This is a genomic window from Ureibacillus sp. FSL K6-3587 (assembly GCF_038593165.1).
GTDB classification, from domain to species: domain Bacteria; phylum Bacillota; class Bacilli; order Bacillales_A; family Planococcaceae; genus Ureibacillus; species Ureibacillus suwonensis.
This window is the reverse complement of sequence record NZ_CP151969.1, coordinates 2,422,594-2,437,184: the sequence shown is the minus strand read 5'-3', so window position 1 is coordinate 2,437,184 and position 14,591 is coordinate 2,422,594. Positions and strand designations below refer to the sequence as shown.

Here is a 14,591-nt window from a genome sequence, read left to right as displayed (position 1 = left end):
TCGTCACCTACCCGTCTACAACTCCAAGTTTTTGCAATATTTTTCTGCGCTCTTCTTCAAAATTGATGTTTGATGCCTTTTTTTCCTCTTTCTTTGGTTCATTCCGTTTATAAAACCATTCCGGAATCTTTTCTTCCCTTATATTTTTATAAGGCTGTTTCTTGTAGTTTGATGAAGCGGATTTTTTCGCTTCGCTTTCAAGCTTCCATTGCATATATTGGTCCCGTTCCGTGCGGGCAAGTTCCATTGCTTCTTTCGCCGTCCGTACATTTTTCCGCATCCAATGGTCCGCGATCCGTTCGACATATTTGCGGGGCAATTTCATATCTAAAGTGAGCATCACATATTCGAGCAATACATTGACGACCCCGATAGGCATGCCGTGCTTCATGATTAAATCTTCAGCCAGTTCGACGGAAGACGGCAACGGTTCTTTTCCGTTATTGATATCCCGCAACACTTGAATCGGCGGAGTCGTCTCAAGATAATGGATCAGCTCCTGCTCTTTCGTCAGCGACTGATTCGGTTCATCCTGCGGCTTCGACTCAAAGTTTTTTTCAAATTTCGGCACTTCCTTGGAAATGGTCAATTTATAATAATCGGCAGCCGCCTTCTTCAATCTTTCCAATGAAATGTTCATTTCATCATCAATGGCCAATATCACAATTTTTTGCATATCCAACGGGGATAGCTGATAGAGGAAAGCAAGCTTTGCAATCCATTCCTTCACTTCCGGCGTAAACACGCGGGAAGGGATCAATTGTTCCGATAATCCGGCTTGCAATAAATCGAAGTCAAACCGTTCATAATAAAAAGGATAATTCATTTGGTTGGATTTCAGCTCGGGCTCGATAAATTCCTGGGGTACATTCGTATCAATCGGCTTGAACACATCTGTAAACGTTCTTGAAACCTCTTTGAAAGCGTCCTTGTCAATCCGCTTAATGAACCGTTTGCGCAGTTTGCGGTAAGCCTGTTCGCCAATTCTGCTGAATAAAAACATCGATAAAAGCGGGTCTTGGAAAAATAGTTCCGCATCCAAAGGGCGCGCCAATTCATAAATGAACGAACGATTTTCCCCTTCATCTTTCCGGTATGTCTTCAAGAGTCCGATCGCTTCAAGGGAAATCCGTGCTTGAAACACTCTCATGATCGGCATATTCAGCACATTCATCAAGTAGTAGTGGTTTAATAATCCCCTGTGAGGATCTTCCCCTTCCGCCCATAAAGTCAAATACAAACTGATTGGCTCCGGACCGGTAAGGGGCTGATAAAAAAGGGTCAACAGCTGCCGGTCATGTGAAGAGAGAGAAGAAGGGAGAAGGATATCAAAAGAATCCTTGGGCTGCAACTCTTTATACAAGTAAACCATATATTCTTCCCCCCGTTATCACTTTTTGGACTGGCGATTCAACAATTCCGTCAATTCATCCATAAATACGTTGATATCTTTAAATTGGCGGTAAACGGAAGCGAAACGGACATAGGCCACTTCATCCACTTTCGCAAGCTCGTCCATGACCATTTCGCCGACATCCACGGAACTCACTTCCGAATTTCCAATCCTTCTCAATTCTTTTTCGATATCATAAACGATTTGTTCAAGTTGTTCCAATGGCACAGGGCGCTTTTCGCAGGCGCGGATCAATCCTCTCAACACTTTTTCACGGCTGAACTCTTCCCTGGAACCATCTTTTTTTACGACAATCAAAGGTGTTTCCTCCACTTTTTCAAAAGTGGTGAATCGGTAACCGCAAGATTCGCATTCCCTGCGTCTACGAATCTCTTTATTATCATCAACGGGTCTGGAATCTACCACACGCGTTCCGTTATGGTGACAACTTGGACATCTCATAATTTTAATTCTCCCTGTCTAGTTTCTTAATGAATATTATAACAGATAACAAAGAATGTGACACTTTTCCCATATACGTGACTTGATAACAATCAGATAGGCTATCATTTTAATATACTTTCATCCAAAAATCGAGATGATTTATTCCGAATTTCATTAACAGCTTTGCTAATATTTTGTTTTGACAAGTCATCCATAATATGGGGGCAAAAAATAAAAAGTGTAGACAAAGTCCGGAAGACAATGTCTACACTGATCCAAACATAATATTATGCTGTTACTGTTTCCAATGCTTTGACAACTTTTCTAGTCAAATCCACAACGCGTGCAGAATAACCCCATTCATTGTCGTACCAAGCCATCACTTTCACTTTTCTTGTACCCATTACCATTGTTAACTGTGCATCAATTGTTGATGAATAAGTTGTAGTATTGAAATCTACCGATACAAGAGGTTCTTCACAGTAATTCAAAATGCCTTTCAACGGACCTTCGCTGGCTTTTTTGAAGGCTTCATTTACTTGCTCAGCCGTTACATCTTGTTTCAAATCGACAACCAAGTCCACCAAAGAAACGTTTGGCGTTGGTACACGAAGGGCTAAACCATGGATTTTTCCTTGCAATTCCGGAATTACTTTGCCCAATGCTTTTGCCGCACCAGTTGTTGTCGGGATGATGCTTTGACCGCAGGCGCGGGCACGGCGTAAATCTTTGTGCATGTTATCTAAGTTTTTCTGATCGTTTGTATATGCGTGAACAGTTGTCATTAAACCGTTTTCAATTCCAAATTGTTCATGCAACACTTTGACAACCGGAGCCAAGCAGTTTGTTGTACAAGAAGCATTTGAAATGATATCGTGTTTGGATAAATCTAAAGCGTCTTCGTTCACACCAACCACAATTGTGACATCTTCGTTTTTCCCTGGCGCTGTTAAAATCACTTTTTTCGCTCCCGCTTCCAAGTGAAGGGCCGCTTTTTCACGATCGTTAAATTTACCTGTCGCTTCAATTACAACGTCTACGCCAAGCTCTTTCCAAGGCAATTTTGCAGGATCGCGTTCAGCCACTAATTGCACACGCTTGCCATTTACAATCAATGCATCTTCTTCATATTCCACTGTACCATCGAAATGACCATGAATTGTATCATATTTCACCATATGTGCCAATGTTTTGGCAGGATAGCTCGCATTGACTGCTACTATATTTAAATCGTCTTGAACAATTGCTTGTCGGAACACCATACGGCCAATTCGACCAAAGCCGTTTATTGCAATAGAAACTGTCATTATATATAAGCCTCCTATTTTACTTCAATTATGTTTACTTTTTCTCAATTAGTATAGCACATTATTAATAATCGTGTACCAACAATTATAAGATTAAAAAAAATATTATTTTCAAAATAATGAAAAAAACCGGCTCCGTTGAAGCATACTGCGAAACTTGGGGAGAAACCCTATACCAATATTCCATATTCGAACAGCTAAATTCAACAAGAATCATTCCAAAAATCTTGAAAATTTTTTGACATCACGAGCATATTTTTTCAATAATCAGCTAAAGAACGTCCCAATCTTTTAAAATTTGCTCCAGTTGTTTCCGCGTTTCCTCGATTGAACCGTTATTATTAATGACCGCATCCGCCCCTTGCTCTTTCACCGACAAAGGCAATTGGGACTGTATGCGGGCTTTTGCCTCTTCTTCTGTCAATTGATTTCTTTTCATTAATCTTTCCAATTGCACATCTTCCGATACGGACACGACCAAAATTTTATCCACAAAATGTTGAAGCTTGCTTTCAAATAGTAATGGAATATCCATAATCACCGTTTTTTCGCCTTTTTCAAGATACTCATCCCGCTGACGGAGCATTTCTTTCCGGATGGCCGGATGAATGATGCTATTCAACAGTTGCCGTTTCTCTTCATCATTGAAAATAATGGAACCTAATTTTTTCCGGTCCAGTTCCCCATTCTCCGTCAAAACTTCTTCCCCAAAGGCTTCTGCAATTTTTTTCAATGTTTCGCTGCCTGGTTCCACCACTTGCCGGGCCACCACATCCGCATCAACGATTGGAAATCCATATTCTTTTAACATATTACTTACGGTACTTTTTCCGCTTGCAATACTTCCTGTTAAACCAATGATCATAGCAAACACCTTTCTAATGTTGACATTTTGGACAATAAACGCTCGTTCTTCCGGCAATCGTCATCGATTTTGTTTTTGAAGAACAGTTTGGACAAACCTTTTTGCCATACATTTTCAAACGATGCTGCATCCCGCCGACTTCTCCATTGATGTTTCGATAATCGGAAATCGTCGAACCGCCCATTTCGATGCTTTCCAACAATACCTTTTGAACGGCTTCAAACAATTCGATTTTCCGCTTTTTGCTGACTCTTCCCGTCTTTCTTGCGGGATGGATGCCGACCCGGAAAAGGGCTTCCGTTGCATAAATATTGCCGCAGCCGGAAATCACTTGTCCATCCATAATGACTTCCTTGATCGGCTTATTTTTATATTTCGTAAGCTCACATTTTTCCAAAAAGTAATTCAAGGCACGTTCCTCAAAGGGTTCCGGAGCCATTAATAGCAGCGGCGGATGCTCATCCATGGTTTTTAACAACCGCATTTCACCAAATCTGCGTATATCGGAAAAGATGAGCTTCTCGCCAGTGGATAATGAAAACTTTGCGTGAATATGGTTGCGAAATTTTTCTTCCAAAATTTCATTCTCCTGGCCGACGATGAACCAGGCGCCGGTCATTCCCAGATGATTGACGAAAAGGTAGGGCTGTTCATTTTTTTCGACATCAAAGAAAATATATTTGGCCCGCCGTTTCACCTTTTTGATCGTCATGCCGCGCATTTCATTTTCAAAATCCGATGGCTCCATATTTTTGACAATGCATTGCTTTCCTTGTTGGTGGGATGCATAAACCGTTTTTGACAACACCACATTTTCAATCGTTTTTCCTTCGATTTTCGGGGAAAGCGCCCGAACAACCCCTTCCACTTCCGGTAATTCAGGCATGATTTCACTTCCTTAATTATTTTGCGTCGTACCAGGTTGGGCCGTAAGAAATATCCACTTTTAATGGTACATCAAGGGTGATGGCGCTTTCCATCACTTCCGGCACGATTTTTTCCAACTTTTCAATTTCCTCTTTCGGCGCTTCAAAAATCAATTCGTCATGCACCTGCAGCAAGAGTTTCGCCTGCAGACCTTCTTCTTTCAATCTCGCATCGATGTCAATCATCGCTTTTTTGATAATATCTGCGGCGCTTCCTTGAATCGGCGTATTCATTGCCGTACGTTCCGCAAAACTTCTCAAATTGAAGTTTTTGCTTGTAATATCAGGCAAATATCTGCGGCGGTTTAGGATGGTTGTTACATATCCTTTCAATTTTGCTTCCTGCACGATGTTGTCCATATATTCTTTGACACCAGGGAAACTTTGGAAATATTTTTCTATAAAATCTCCCGCTTCTTTTCTGGAAATATCAAGGTTTTGCGAAAGTCCATAATCGCTGATTCCATAAATGATGCCGAAGTTGACCGCTTTTGCCGCCCTTCTCATATTTGGCGTCACTTCATCTTTGGAAACATGGAACACTTCCATCGCCGTCCGGGTATGAATATCCATTCCTTGTTTGAAAGCGTCCACCAAATGTTTATCTTTGGACATGTGGGCAAGAACACGCAGCTCGATTTGGGAGTAATCGGCACCAAAGAGCAGCCAGCCTTCATGGGAAGGAACAAAAGCCTTTCGGATTTTTCTTCCTTCTTCCAGTCGGATCGGAATATTTTGCAAGTTCGGATCTGTTGAAGAAAGGCGCCCAGTCGACGTCAATGCCTGCATAAAGCGGGTATGAACTTTTCCGTCTTCCGGGTGGACTTCTTTGATTAACCCCTCGATATAAGTGGACTTCAATTTCGCCAGTGTCCGGTATTCCAAAATCAATTCGACGATTTTATGTTGGTATTTCAGTTTCTCAAGCACATCCGCCGCAGTGGAATAACCTGTTTTCGTTTTCTTGATGACCGGCAGTCCCAATTTTTCAAACAAAATAACGCCTAACTGTTTTGGAGAATTGATATTGAATGTTTCTCCCGCCAATTCATAAATTTCCTTTTCCAGCGTCGCAATTTTTTCTTGCAATTCTTTCCCCATTTCTTCAAGAGTGGAAATATCCACTTTGATTCCTTGGCTTTCCATTTCCCCTAAAATGACAGCCAAAGGAAGCTCCAAATCATGGTACAGGTCAAACTGCTCATTTTCCTTCAATTTTTTTGTAACCCGATCTTTGCAATGCCAAATGGCAAGGGCTTTGCGGCAAACATGTTCGGCAAGGTCTTTTTCCTCCGGCAATGCCCATTTGGCCCCTTTTCCGTATACCGCTTCATTGGAACGGACATCGGTGTAGCCAAATTCCTTCGCCAGCGTCGCCACATCATCCCCTGAAATGGCAGGATTCAGGATGTAAGAAGCAAGCAGGAAATCAAATTCCACGCCCCGCAAATTGATGCCATGACGTTTCAAAATGCATTGGGCCGCCTTTAAATCCGACATATATTTTTTCTTCGTGCCATCTTCAAAATAAGCCTTCAATATATCATTTTCTTTCAATGCATCCGTCGGAACGAAAAAGGTTTTTGTTCCGTCCGTGAAGGCGAATCCTAAAATATTGCAAGTATGATATTGTTCATTCTCAAGTTCCACATGTACCGCCATTTCATCGCTGAAGAGATCCCCGGCGATGTCACGGACAATGTCAAAATCGATTTCAGCCGTTTCCTTTTCTTCCGCTTGGAAATCCGTTTTTTCGAGGAGGGATTTAAACTGCAACTCTTTCCAAACTTCAAGCACCGCTTCCTCATCCGGACCTGGATAATCCAAATCCTCAAGACGGATTTCGATTGGCGCATTGGTGTTGATGGTCGCCAATTGTTTGCTCATTTTCGCCTGTTCTTCGTTTTCGATGAGCTTCTCCTTCATCTTGGACTGTTTCATTTGATCGATATGTTCATATAAATTTTCGATTGTTCCATATTCTTTCAGCAATTTGATGGCGGTCTTTTCACCAATCCCCGGAACACCCGGAATATTGTCGGACGCATCCCCCATCAGCCCTTTCATATCGATGATCTGTTCAGGGGATAAACCGTATTTTTCCTGAATATGTTCCGGCGTATAATGTTCAATATCCGTCATCCCTTTTCGCGTCACATACACCTTCACTTTATCCGTCGCCAGCTGCGTCAAGTCTTTATCCCCTGAGACGATGATGACATCGATATCTTTTTCTTCCGCTTGGCGGGCAAGGGTTCCGATGATGTCGTCCGCTTCGTACAATTCCAATTCGTATCTTGGAATGCGGTATGCGTCGATCAGCTTTTGCAAGTAAGGGAATTGCTCCGACAGTTCCGGCGGCGTTTTCAGGCGGCCGCCTTTATATTCTTCAAAGGTTTCATGGCGGAATGTCGTTTTTCCCGCATCAAAGGCGACGAGCATCTTCGTCGGCTTTTCTTCTTCCAATATTTTTTGAAGCATCGTCGTAAAGCCGTAAACGGCATTTGTATGAATTCCGCTGTCATTCGATAAAAGCGGCAACGCAAAAAACGCTCTATATGCCAAGCTGTTCCCGTCTAGCAATAATAATTTTTCTTTTCCCACTCATTAGCACTCCTTCAGAGAAAAAATCATCTTCCATTACTTTTACACAGTTAATTCCATTATAAAACACGTATCTGCCGAAAAACGACAAATACGTGTTTTTTTCCAAACATTTATAAATAGCCCCGTATCAATGAGGCTGATTGATTTTCTCCTCATAAAAAATTTCTTCATAGATGATTGTCAATAAGAAAGCGTTTAAAAAGGCGATGACAAGATACAGTGGCATCCCGCCCAACTCCGGTTCCATCCACGGACGGAAAAACACTTCCACAATCCCCACTTGGGTAAAATAAAAAATCATCCCGACACCCACTTGCCAGATGGATCGTTTATTTTCCCGCTGTTCATAACGGAACACTTTTTTAAAACTGTTTCGGAGATCCTCCGCCACAAAGATGGAAAGGATGAAAATGATGATAAAAAGTACAGGAATTTGGAACAACTTTATGTTCAAAAATGCGTAAGGAGTCGAAGAATATAACCCTGTCATACTGCAAGACATTATACATGCAAGCAACAGATTTTGGATCCATTGATTTAAACGCTGCATCCTTTCGCCTCGATTCTAATATTATTATTGTATAGTATTATATAACGAGGTTGATAGGATGAGAAAGTTGTAATAATTGCCAACAAAGTATTTTTAATAAATGCGAAAAAAAGGGCAATTGAAGAAACACAAGTTTCCCCTTTGCCCTTTTACGCAAAATTTCATGCATATTCCATCATTCAAGCAGTTTACTAATCAATATAACCGGATAAAATTCTTGCATATGGAGAATCCGCCGGAATAATGATGACTGTATCATCGCCAATCGTTTTCTTATAAGTTTCCAATGTGCGATACAATTGATAGAATTCCGGATCTTTGGAGAAAGCTTCATTATAGATTCTTGCCGCTTCCGCTTCCCCTTCCGCAATAATCATTGCAGCATCTTTTTTGGCTGTGGAAATCAACTCCTGCACTTGCCGGTCGGTGTTGGCCTCAATCCGGTTTTTCTCCGCGTCCCCTTCCGATAAATACTTTTGGGCGATGGATTCCCGGTCTGAAATCATCCGCTTATAAACGGATTCTTCGTTTTCCTGCGGCAAGTCTGTACGGCGGATGCGAACGTCCACCACTTCAATGCCATAATTGTCTTTCTTCAATAATTCATTTACATTATTTGTGATTTTTTCCGATAGACTGCCCCGTCCGGAATTTTCATCATTGATGATTTCATCATAATTGATCTGGCCCAGCTCTGTACGCAATACGGAATAAATGAACTCTTCCATGCGGGCTTCCGCATTCACCAAAGATCTTGCATTCTTAATCAACGCCTTTGGATCCGTCACGCGCCATACCGCATAGTTGTCTATGATGATGCGCTTTTTATCGAGCGTATTGATTTCCTCTTCCGACATGTTGTAGACCATCAAATTTTTCGGCAATGTCGTCACGCTTTGGATAAACGGAATCTTCACATAGAGGCCGGGCTTATCCTGATATTTCACCACTTCCCCGAATTGGCGGACAATTCTATATTCATTCTCTTTTACAATATAAATATTTGAAAGCAATACAATGATGACGGCTGCAATCGCGGTAAGCACGATTGCCGTTTTCACGTATTTTTTCGGATTGAACGGCGGCTTTTCTTTGACGATTTTTGCTTCTTTGACGTTTTTCTTTTCTTTATTGTTCTTATTTCCGAAAAGATTTTTGATAAATTTTTCTAAATCTCCGTCATAATAGTTGTTGCTCATTGTTTACCGTCCCCTTCTTTGCTCTTCTCTTCCGTGCTTTGGGTTGCCGGTTGCTGTGGCTGCAGCGGCAAATATTTCAACGTTTCCCCATCATCGTTCATAATGTAAATTTTTGCGCCAGGCAACACTTCTTCCAATGTTTCCAAAATGAGACGCTGGCGGGTGATTTTTTGATTGCCGACATATTCGCTGTATAGCTTGTTAAAAACAGCCACATCCCCTTCGGCTTGCTGGATGCGGGAGATTTTTTCCGCTTCGGCCCGGGAAATGATTGCATCTTTTTCCCCTTGGGCCTCACTGAGTTTTTGGTTTTCGTATTTTCTCGCCTCGTTAATTTTTGTATTTTTCGTTTCACGGGCATCCGTCACAGCCGTGAAGGCGGCTCGAACTTCCGCATTTGGCAGTTCCACATCCTGCAATTTCACCGCCAGGATGGACACGCCAATATCATAATTTTCCACTAAGGATACTAATAAATCCCTCGCTTTTTGTTCGATTTCTGATTTTCCATCCGTTAATGCTTCATCAATCGTTGAACTTCCGATGATGGAACGGATGGAGCTCGATGTCGCATGGTGCAACAGCTCTTTCGGATTTTCCGAGTGGAATAAATATTTCACCGGATCGGAAATTTTGTATTGCACGACCAAATCGGTCAATACAATGTTTTCATCACCGGTAATCATTTTCGTTTTACTGTCTTTCGTGATGATTTCACCGTCTTTTGTCGTTTCATACCCGAATTGAAGGCTGTACGTTTCCTTTGAAAGAACTTCAACTTTTTGGACCGGCCAAGGCAATTTGAAATGCAAACCCGGATCTGTAATGGTTTCAGTGGCTTGCCCAAACGTAATCACAACTGCCTGTTCGGATTCATCCACCGTGTACCAAGTAGTAAAAATGCAAATAAGTCCGATAATTGCGAGAATCGTTAGTCCGGTTGTCATCAATGCTCTTTTGACGCTCATTCTCTTTTCCCTCTCTTTCTCTTTTAAGAAATCGTTAGCTAATTTACGTTACATTTGCCATTAAAGTTTCACAAAAATGAAAAAAATTGATAGAAAAAATCATTTAGTCCCAGGAAACTTCAATCGAGTAGGAGGGAGCGATTAACTCCCGTCCTCTCACACCACCGTACGTACGGTTCCGTATACGGCGGTTCAATTAAGATAATTGACGCAAGTTTTCATAACGAGCTTCAAGACTTTCCAACCCTTGGTTTCTCCAATAGGAGTTACCAAGGGTTCTGTGTAATATTGGACTATTTGAAATACGCCAATAACTCTTCCGAGTATTTCCCCATTCATACGCTTGCCATTGTGGTACGCCAAGCTGAATAAGGTTGCGTGTCTTTGTTTTCGGTTTCTTCCAGTTCTTCCATAGACACATTCGAAGTCTTCTACGAATCCATTTATCTAATTCAAGGAATATAGATTTGGTGTCTGCTAACGCAAAATATCCACACCATCCCACTAGATATTGATTCAGTTTCTGAATGCGGTATTCCATCGGGTAGGGCATCTTGCGTGATGTGATTTCACGAACTTTATTCTTCATTCGTTTAAGGCTTTCTTTTGCGATACGAACCTTTGGCTCTTTATGATAGGTAAAGCTAAATCCTAGAAACTTACGTTTCCATGGACGGTCGACCGCTGATTTCTTTTCATTTACTTTCAGTCGTAGTTTTCCTTCAATGAATCGTTGAATGCTTGCCATTGTGCGAAGTCCTGCTCGTTTACTTTTCACGTAAATGTTACAGTCATCCGCATATCGAACGAATTTGTGTCCTCTTCTTTCCAATTCTTTATCTAGTTCATCTAGTACAATGTTAGATAGTAGCGGACTTAATGGTCCTCCTTGTGGAGTTCCTTCTAATGTGCTTGACACCACACCATTAATCATGACTCCCGATTGTAAATACTTACGAATCAATTTCAGTAATGGTTTATCTTGGATTCTCTTCGCGAGTGTACCCATTAATCTGTCATGGTTGACCTTATCAAAGAATTTCTCCAAGTCCATATCTACAACCCATCGATGTCCATCTCTTATATATTCTTTCGCTTTCTTCACCGCATCATGGGCACTTCGGTTTGGTCTAAATCCGTAGCTGTTTTCAGAGAATGTAGGGTCATACACTTTTGAAAGTACTTGGGCGATTGCTTGTTGAATCAAACGGTCTGTTACGGTAGGGATTCCTAGTAAACGAACACCGCCGTCAGGTTTCGGGATTTCGACTCTGCGGACTGGCATTGGTTCATAAGTTCCCTTGAGAATTGCCTCCTTAATAGATAGCCAGTTTTCGACTATGTGCTGTCGTAGGTTTTGTACGGGCATCATATCTACTCCGTGGCTTCCTTTATTCTGTTCTACACGTTTTAGTGCTTGAAGCATGTTCTCCCGTGACAGGATTTGATTCAAAAGCATCGTTATTCTCCTTCCGTGAATAGCTGTTCTCTTTATGCCAGTGGTCACTCCACCCTCCAAGAGGTCCCCCACGGGATTCACCGCTTCCTTCCTCAAGTGAGGTACTACGTTTTCTGTTTCATCATGACTCACTGAATGCCAAGGGCTATTCTCTCTTAATTGTTCGGTCCTTCTTAGTTGTTCTAGACCAACTAATACTATGACCTCTGCTGACTTCTGACGGTTCAGCTACTTATCACTAAGTAGGTTATGAAGCGTACTTCACCTATCCGCCAGACCTCCCCGGGTAAGTACATGCACTTTCACACCATCTATCCGCCTCATCTACTCGATATGACCTTCGACAGAAAGAGCTTTGTTTTGTTTTGCAAACTCACTCAATCATACCTAGCCTTATATGAGGTTCGTGTTCCTCGGACCGGTGTTTTGCCTCCAGCTTCCTTCAGATTCCGCGTCACCACGGACACCCTTCGTTGAGCTAACCTCTACTTCTGTCTTCGGGGTTCGGGACTTACACCCTATCGTTCATGTACATGCCGGGCGCACAAACAAAAAAAGCCGCCTGGACAGACGGCTTTTTTGATCAACTTTCAAATCACAAAATGACGATTTGAAAAGGGGGTTTCGATTCAAACTCTACACGTCGAGTATGAAGATTTCGTATCATGATTGTAAAGAGATTGTTAATTTTCTTTGTATAGAGGAATAAATACCCGCATACAAGTTCCTTTGCCCACTTCGCTTTCCACTTCGATTTTTCCCCGGTGCGCTTCCACCAAATGCTTCACAATCGCAAGCCCCAACCCGGTACCGCCGGAATTTCTGCTCCGCGCTTTATCCACCCGGTAAAACCGTTCAAAGATGCGTGGGATTTCACTTTTCTCGATCCCTATCCCTTCATCTTCCACTTCAACGATCCCATATTTTTCATCTTCTTTAATGCGCAAAGTAATGGCTGTATCATTTGGGGAATAGGTAATGCTGTTCATGATCAAATTTGTAAAAATTTGAATCAATCGGTTTTCATCGCCGAGCACTTTCACATCCCGCTGTATATCAACATCAAATTCCATATTTTTTTCATCCATTTTCGGGCTTGTGACTTCCACTGCCCGAATCAACACATCTTTCAGACTGGTCGGAGCCAACTGCACCATAAAACCGTGCTGTTCAATTTTTGATAATTCCAATAAATCCTGGATCAACATTTGGAGACGGTAGCTTTCTTGATATATGATTTCCAAAAAGGACAACAGCATTTTTTCATCTTCAAAAGCCCCATCCAACAACGTTTCCGAAAACCCTTTAATCGAAGTGATCGGTGTCCGGAGTTCGTGGGATACATTCGCAACAAAATCTTTCCGTATCTGCTCCAAACGGATCAGTTCAGTGATATCATGCATGACAATGACAATTCCGAGCCAACGCCCATGCTCGCCGACCACGGGTGCCCCATACACCTGTTTATAAATTTTTTCGTTATTCCTTTCAATTTCAATCTGTTTCCGATAAGGCAGCTCCGTCAAAAACACATGGTCAATAAATAATTCCAACTCCTTTGGCAAATCAAGGGTCAAAAAGTTTCTGCCTTTCACTTCATTCAAGGATAATTGAAATTCGTCCAAAAACTGTGCATTGGCGATGGAAACCGTCCCTTCCCTGTCAATCATCATAATGGCGCTCCCCATGTTTTCAATCAACGTTTTCAGCCGCTCGTTTTCCACTTTTCTCATCTTTTCGATTTCCTGAAGATTGCGCGCAAGCATATTGATGGATTTTCTCAGTTCGGTTATGGTTGCCGTGCCGCTTGCATAAGCCCTTGCCCGATAATTTCCTTTGATCAATTCCCGTGCAGTATGAATAATATCCTCGATCGGATCCAGCAGTTCCTTGATTAGCCGGTTGGCAATATAAGCAATCAATAAAAAAGAAAACACCAGCAAAATCGCCAAAATAAAAGCCAACTGGTATTTGAGCTGTTCAATTTGCTGCTCTGTGAAAGGAATGTCATTTTTTAAAAAAAAACTTTCCATATAGAAAGGAAATAGCTGACCCAGTACAATACCAAGGACAGCTATTACAGAACCAGTCAGCGCAATGAAGATGAAAAACAATCGATTATTTCGTGATTTCATAGCTTAGGCTCCTCAAATTTATAACCGATCCCTCTTATCGTTTTGATAAACCGCGGCTTCCGGCTATTTTCTTCGATCTTATCCCGCAAATGACTGATATGCACATCAACAATCCGGGTATCCCCGACAAAATCGTAATTCCATACGGCGCTTAACAATTGTTCCCGGGTTAAGACCCGGTTTTTGTTTTCTATCAAATACACCAGCAATTCAAATTCCTTCGGTGTAAAATCAAGGGGCGTGTTGTCTAAGAAAGCCTCAAAGCGTTCAGGATACACTTCCAGTTTTCCAAATTGATAATGCTTCTTCTTTTCCTGTTCCGGTTGGACGGACTGGAACCGGCGTAAAACCGCTTTGACCCGTGCAACGACTTCTCTGGGACTGAACGGCTTTGTCATATAGTCATCCGCCCCCAACTCCAGTCCCAACACTTTGTCAAATTCATCTCCGCGGGCCGTCAACATAATGATGGGAATATTTTTCTTCAGGCTTCTCAATTCTTTGCAAATTTCCATCCCGTCCATCGAGGGCAACATTAAATCCAACAGGATCAAATCAGGTGATTCATCGAGCGCTTTTTCAAACCCTTCCTTCCCGTCATTTGCTGTCAGGACTTCATACCCGGCGCGTTCCAAATTATATTTCAGCAAAGTGGCAATGGATGCTTCATCTTCTACAACTAAAATTGTCTTGTTTGATGTCATTTTTTCCTCCATGATTGTTATTTGATTTGAAACC

At 41.9% G+C, this 14,591-nt stretch carries 12 protein-coding genes; all 12 read right to left on the bottom strand.

Annotated features, from left to right (window positions below; translation table 11 throughout):
- Positions 1-7: 7 nt before the first annotated feature.
- Positions 8-1,372: a DnaD domain protein gene (locus NSS77_RS12110; protein ID WP_342468961.1), complete on the bottom strand. Its 1,365-nt coding sequence runs from the start codon at positions 1,370-1,372 to the stop codon at positions 8-10.
- An 18-nt stretch (positions 1,373-1,390) separates the two neighbouring features.
- Positions 1,391-1,855, bottom strand: coding sequence for a transcriptional regulator NrdR (nrdR, locus tag NSS77_RS12105; RefSeq protein ID WP_342468960.1), 465 nt, complete (start codon positions 1,853-1,855; stop codon positions 1,391-1,393).
- Positions 1,856-2,124: 269 nt separating this feature from the next.
- On the bottom strand, positions 2,125-3,144 hold the full coding sequence (locus tag NSS77_RS12100) for a glyceraldehyde-3-phosphate dehydrogenase (RefSeq protein WP_342468959.1): 1,020 nt from the start codon (positions 3,142-3,144) through the stop codon (positions 2,125-2,127).
- A gap of 271 nt (positions 3,145-3,415) precedes the next feature.
- Complete coding sequence (gene coaE, locus NSS77_RS12095) at positions 3,416-4,009, bottom strand: dephospho-CoA kinase (protein ID WP_342468958.1); 594 nt, start codon at positions 4,007-4,009, stop codon at positions 3,416-3,418.
- 13 nt (positions 4,010-4,022) lie between these two features.
- Positions 4,023-4,895, bottom strand: a complete 873-nt coding sequence (gene mutM / locus NSS77_RS12090) for a bifunctional DNA-formamidopyrimidine glycosylase/DNA-(apurinic or apyrimidinic site) lyase (protein WP_342468957.1) — start codon at positions 4,893-4,895, stop codon at positions 4,023-4,025.
- Positions 4,896-4,911: 16 nt separating this feature from the next.
- Complete coding sequence (gene polA / locus NSS77_RS12085; protein ID WP_342468956.1) at positions 4,912-7,539, bottom strand: DNA polymerase I; 2,628 nt, start codon at positions 7,537-7,539, stop codon at positions 4,912-4,914.
- 130 nt (positions 7,540-7,669) lie between these two features.
- Positions 7,670-8,092, bottom strand: coding sequence for a DNA polymerase I (locus tag NSS77_RS12080; protein ID WP_342468955.1), 423 nt, complete (start codon positions 8,090-8,092; stop codon positions 7,670-7,672).
- Positions 8,093-8,283: 191 nt separating this feature from the next.
- Entirely contained in the window at positions 8,284-9,291 is a 1,008-nt protein-coding gene (locus NSS77_RS12075) for a protease modulator HflC (RefSeq protein WP_342468954.1), read from the bottom strand.
- Entirely contained in the window at positions 9,288-10,259 is a 972-nt protein-coding gene (hflK, locus tag NSS77_RS12070) for an FtsH protease activity modulator HflK (RefSeq protein ID WP_342468953.1), read from the bottom strand. Before hflK ends, NSS77_RS12075 begins: the two co-directional genes overlap by 4 nt.
- 196 nt (positions 10,260-10,455) lie before the next feature.
- Positions 10,456-11,718, bottom strand: a complete 1,263-nt coding sequence (gene ltrA, locus NSS77_RS12065; RefSeq protein ID WP_342471271.1) for a group II intron reverse transcriptase/maturase — start codon at positions 11,716-11,718, stop codon at positions 10,456-10,458.
- Between the two features lie 683 nt (positions 11,719-12,401).
- Positions 12,402-13,853, bottom strand: a complete 1,452-nt coding sequence (locus tag NSS77_RS12060) for an ATP-binding protein (protein ID WP_342468952.1) — start codon at positions 13,851-13,853, stop codon at positions 12,402-12,404.
- Entirely contained in the window at positions 13,850-14,557 is a 708-nt protein-coding gene (locus NSS77_RS12055) for a response regulator transcription factor (RefSeq protein WP_342468951.1), read from the bottom strand. Before NSS77_RS12055 ends, NSS77_RS12060 begins: the two co-directional genes overlap by 4 nt.
- Between the last annotated feature and the right edge of the window lie 34 nt (positions 14,558-14,591).

What these genes read in the sequence shown, in the direction of transcription:
- coaE (WP_342468958.1), bottom strand. Translation starts at nt 4,009, where the DNA reads ATGATCATTGGTTTAACAGGAAGTATTGCAAGCGGAAAAAGTACCGTA.
- NSS77_RS12060 (WP_342468952.1), bottom strand. Translation starts at nt 13,853, where the DNA reads ATGAAATCACGAAATAATCGATTGTTTTTCATCTTCATTGCGCTGACT.
- NSS77_RS12075 (WP_342468954.1), bottom strand. Translation starts at nt 9,291, where the DNA reads ATGAGCAACAACTATTATGACGGAGATTTAGAAAAATTTATCAAAAAT.
- NSS77_RS12110 (WP_342468961.1), bottom strand. Translation starts at nt 1,372, where the DNA reads ATGGTTTACTTGTATAAAGAGTTGCAGCCCAAGGATTCTTTTGATATC.
- NSS77_RS12080 (WP_342468955.1), bottom strand. Translation starts at nt 8,092, where the DNA reads ATGCAGCGTTTAAATCAATGGATCCAAAATCTGTTGCTTGCATGTATA.
- NSS77_RS12100 (WP_342468959.1), bottom strand. Translation starts at nt 3,144, where the DNA reads ATGACAGTTTCTATTGCAATAAACGGCTTTGGTCGAATTGGCCGTATG.
- hflK (WP_342468953.1), bottom strand. Translation starts at nt 10,259, where the DNA reads ATGAGCGTCAAAAGAGCATTGATGACAACCGGACTAACGATTCTCGCA.
- nrdR (WP_342468960.1), bottom strand. Translation starts at nt 1,855, where the DNA reads ATGAGATGTCCAAGTTGTCACCATAACGGAACGCGTGTGGTAGATTCC.
- mutM (WP_342468957.1), bottom strand. Translation starts at nt 4,895, where the DNA reads ATGCCTGAATTACCGGAAGTGGAAGGGGTTGTTCGGGCGCTTTCCCCG.
- NSS77_RS12055 (WP_342468951.1), bottom strand. Translation starts at nt 14,557, where the DNA reads ATGACATCAAACAAGACAATTTTAGTTGTAGAAGATGAAGCATCCATT.
- ltrA (WP_342471271.1), bottom strand. Translation starts at nt 11,718, where the DNA reads ATGCTTTTGAATCAAATCCTGTCACGGGAGAACATGCTTCAAGCACTA.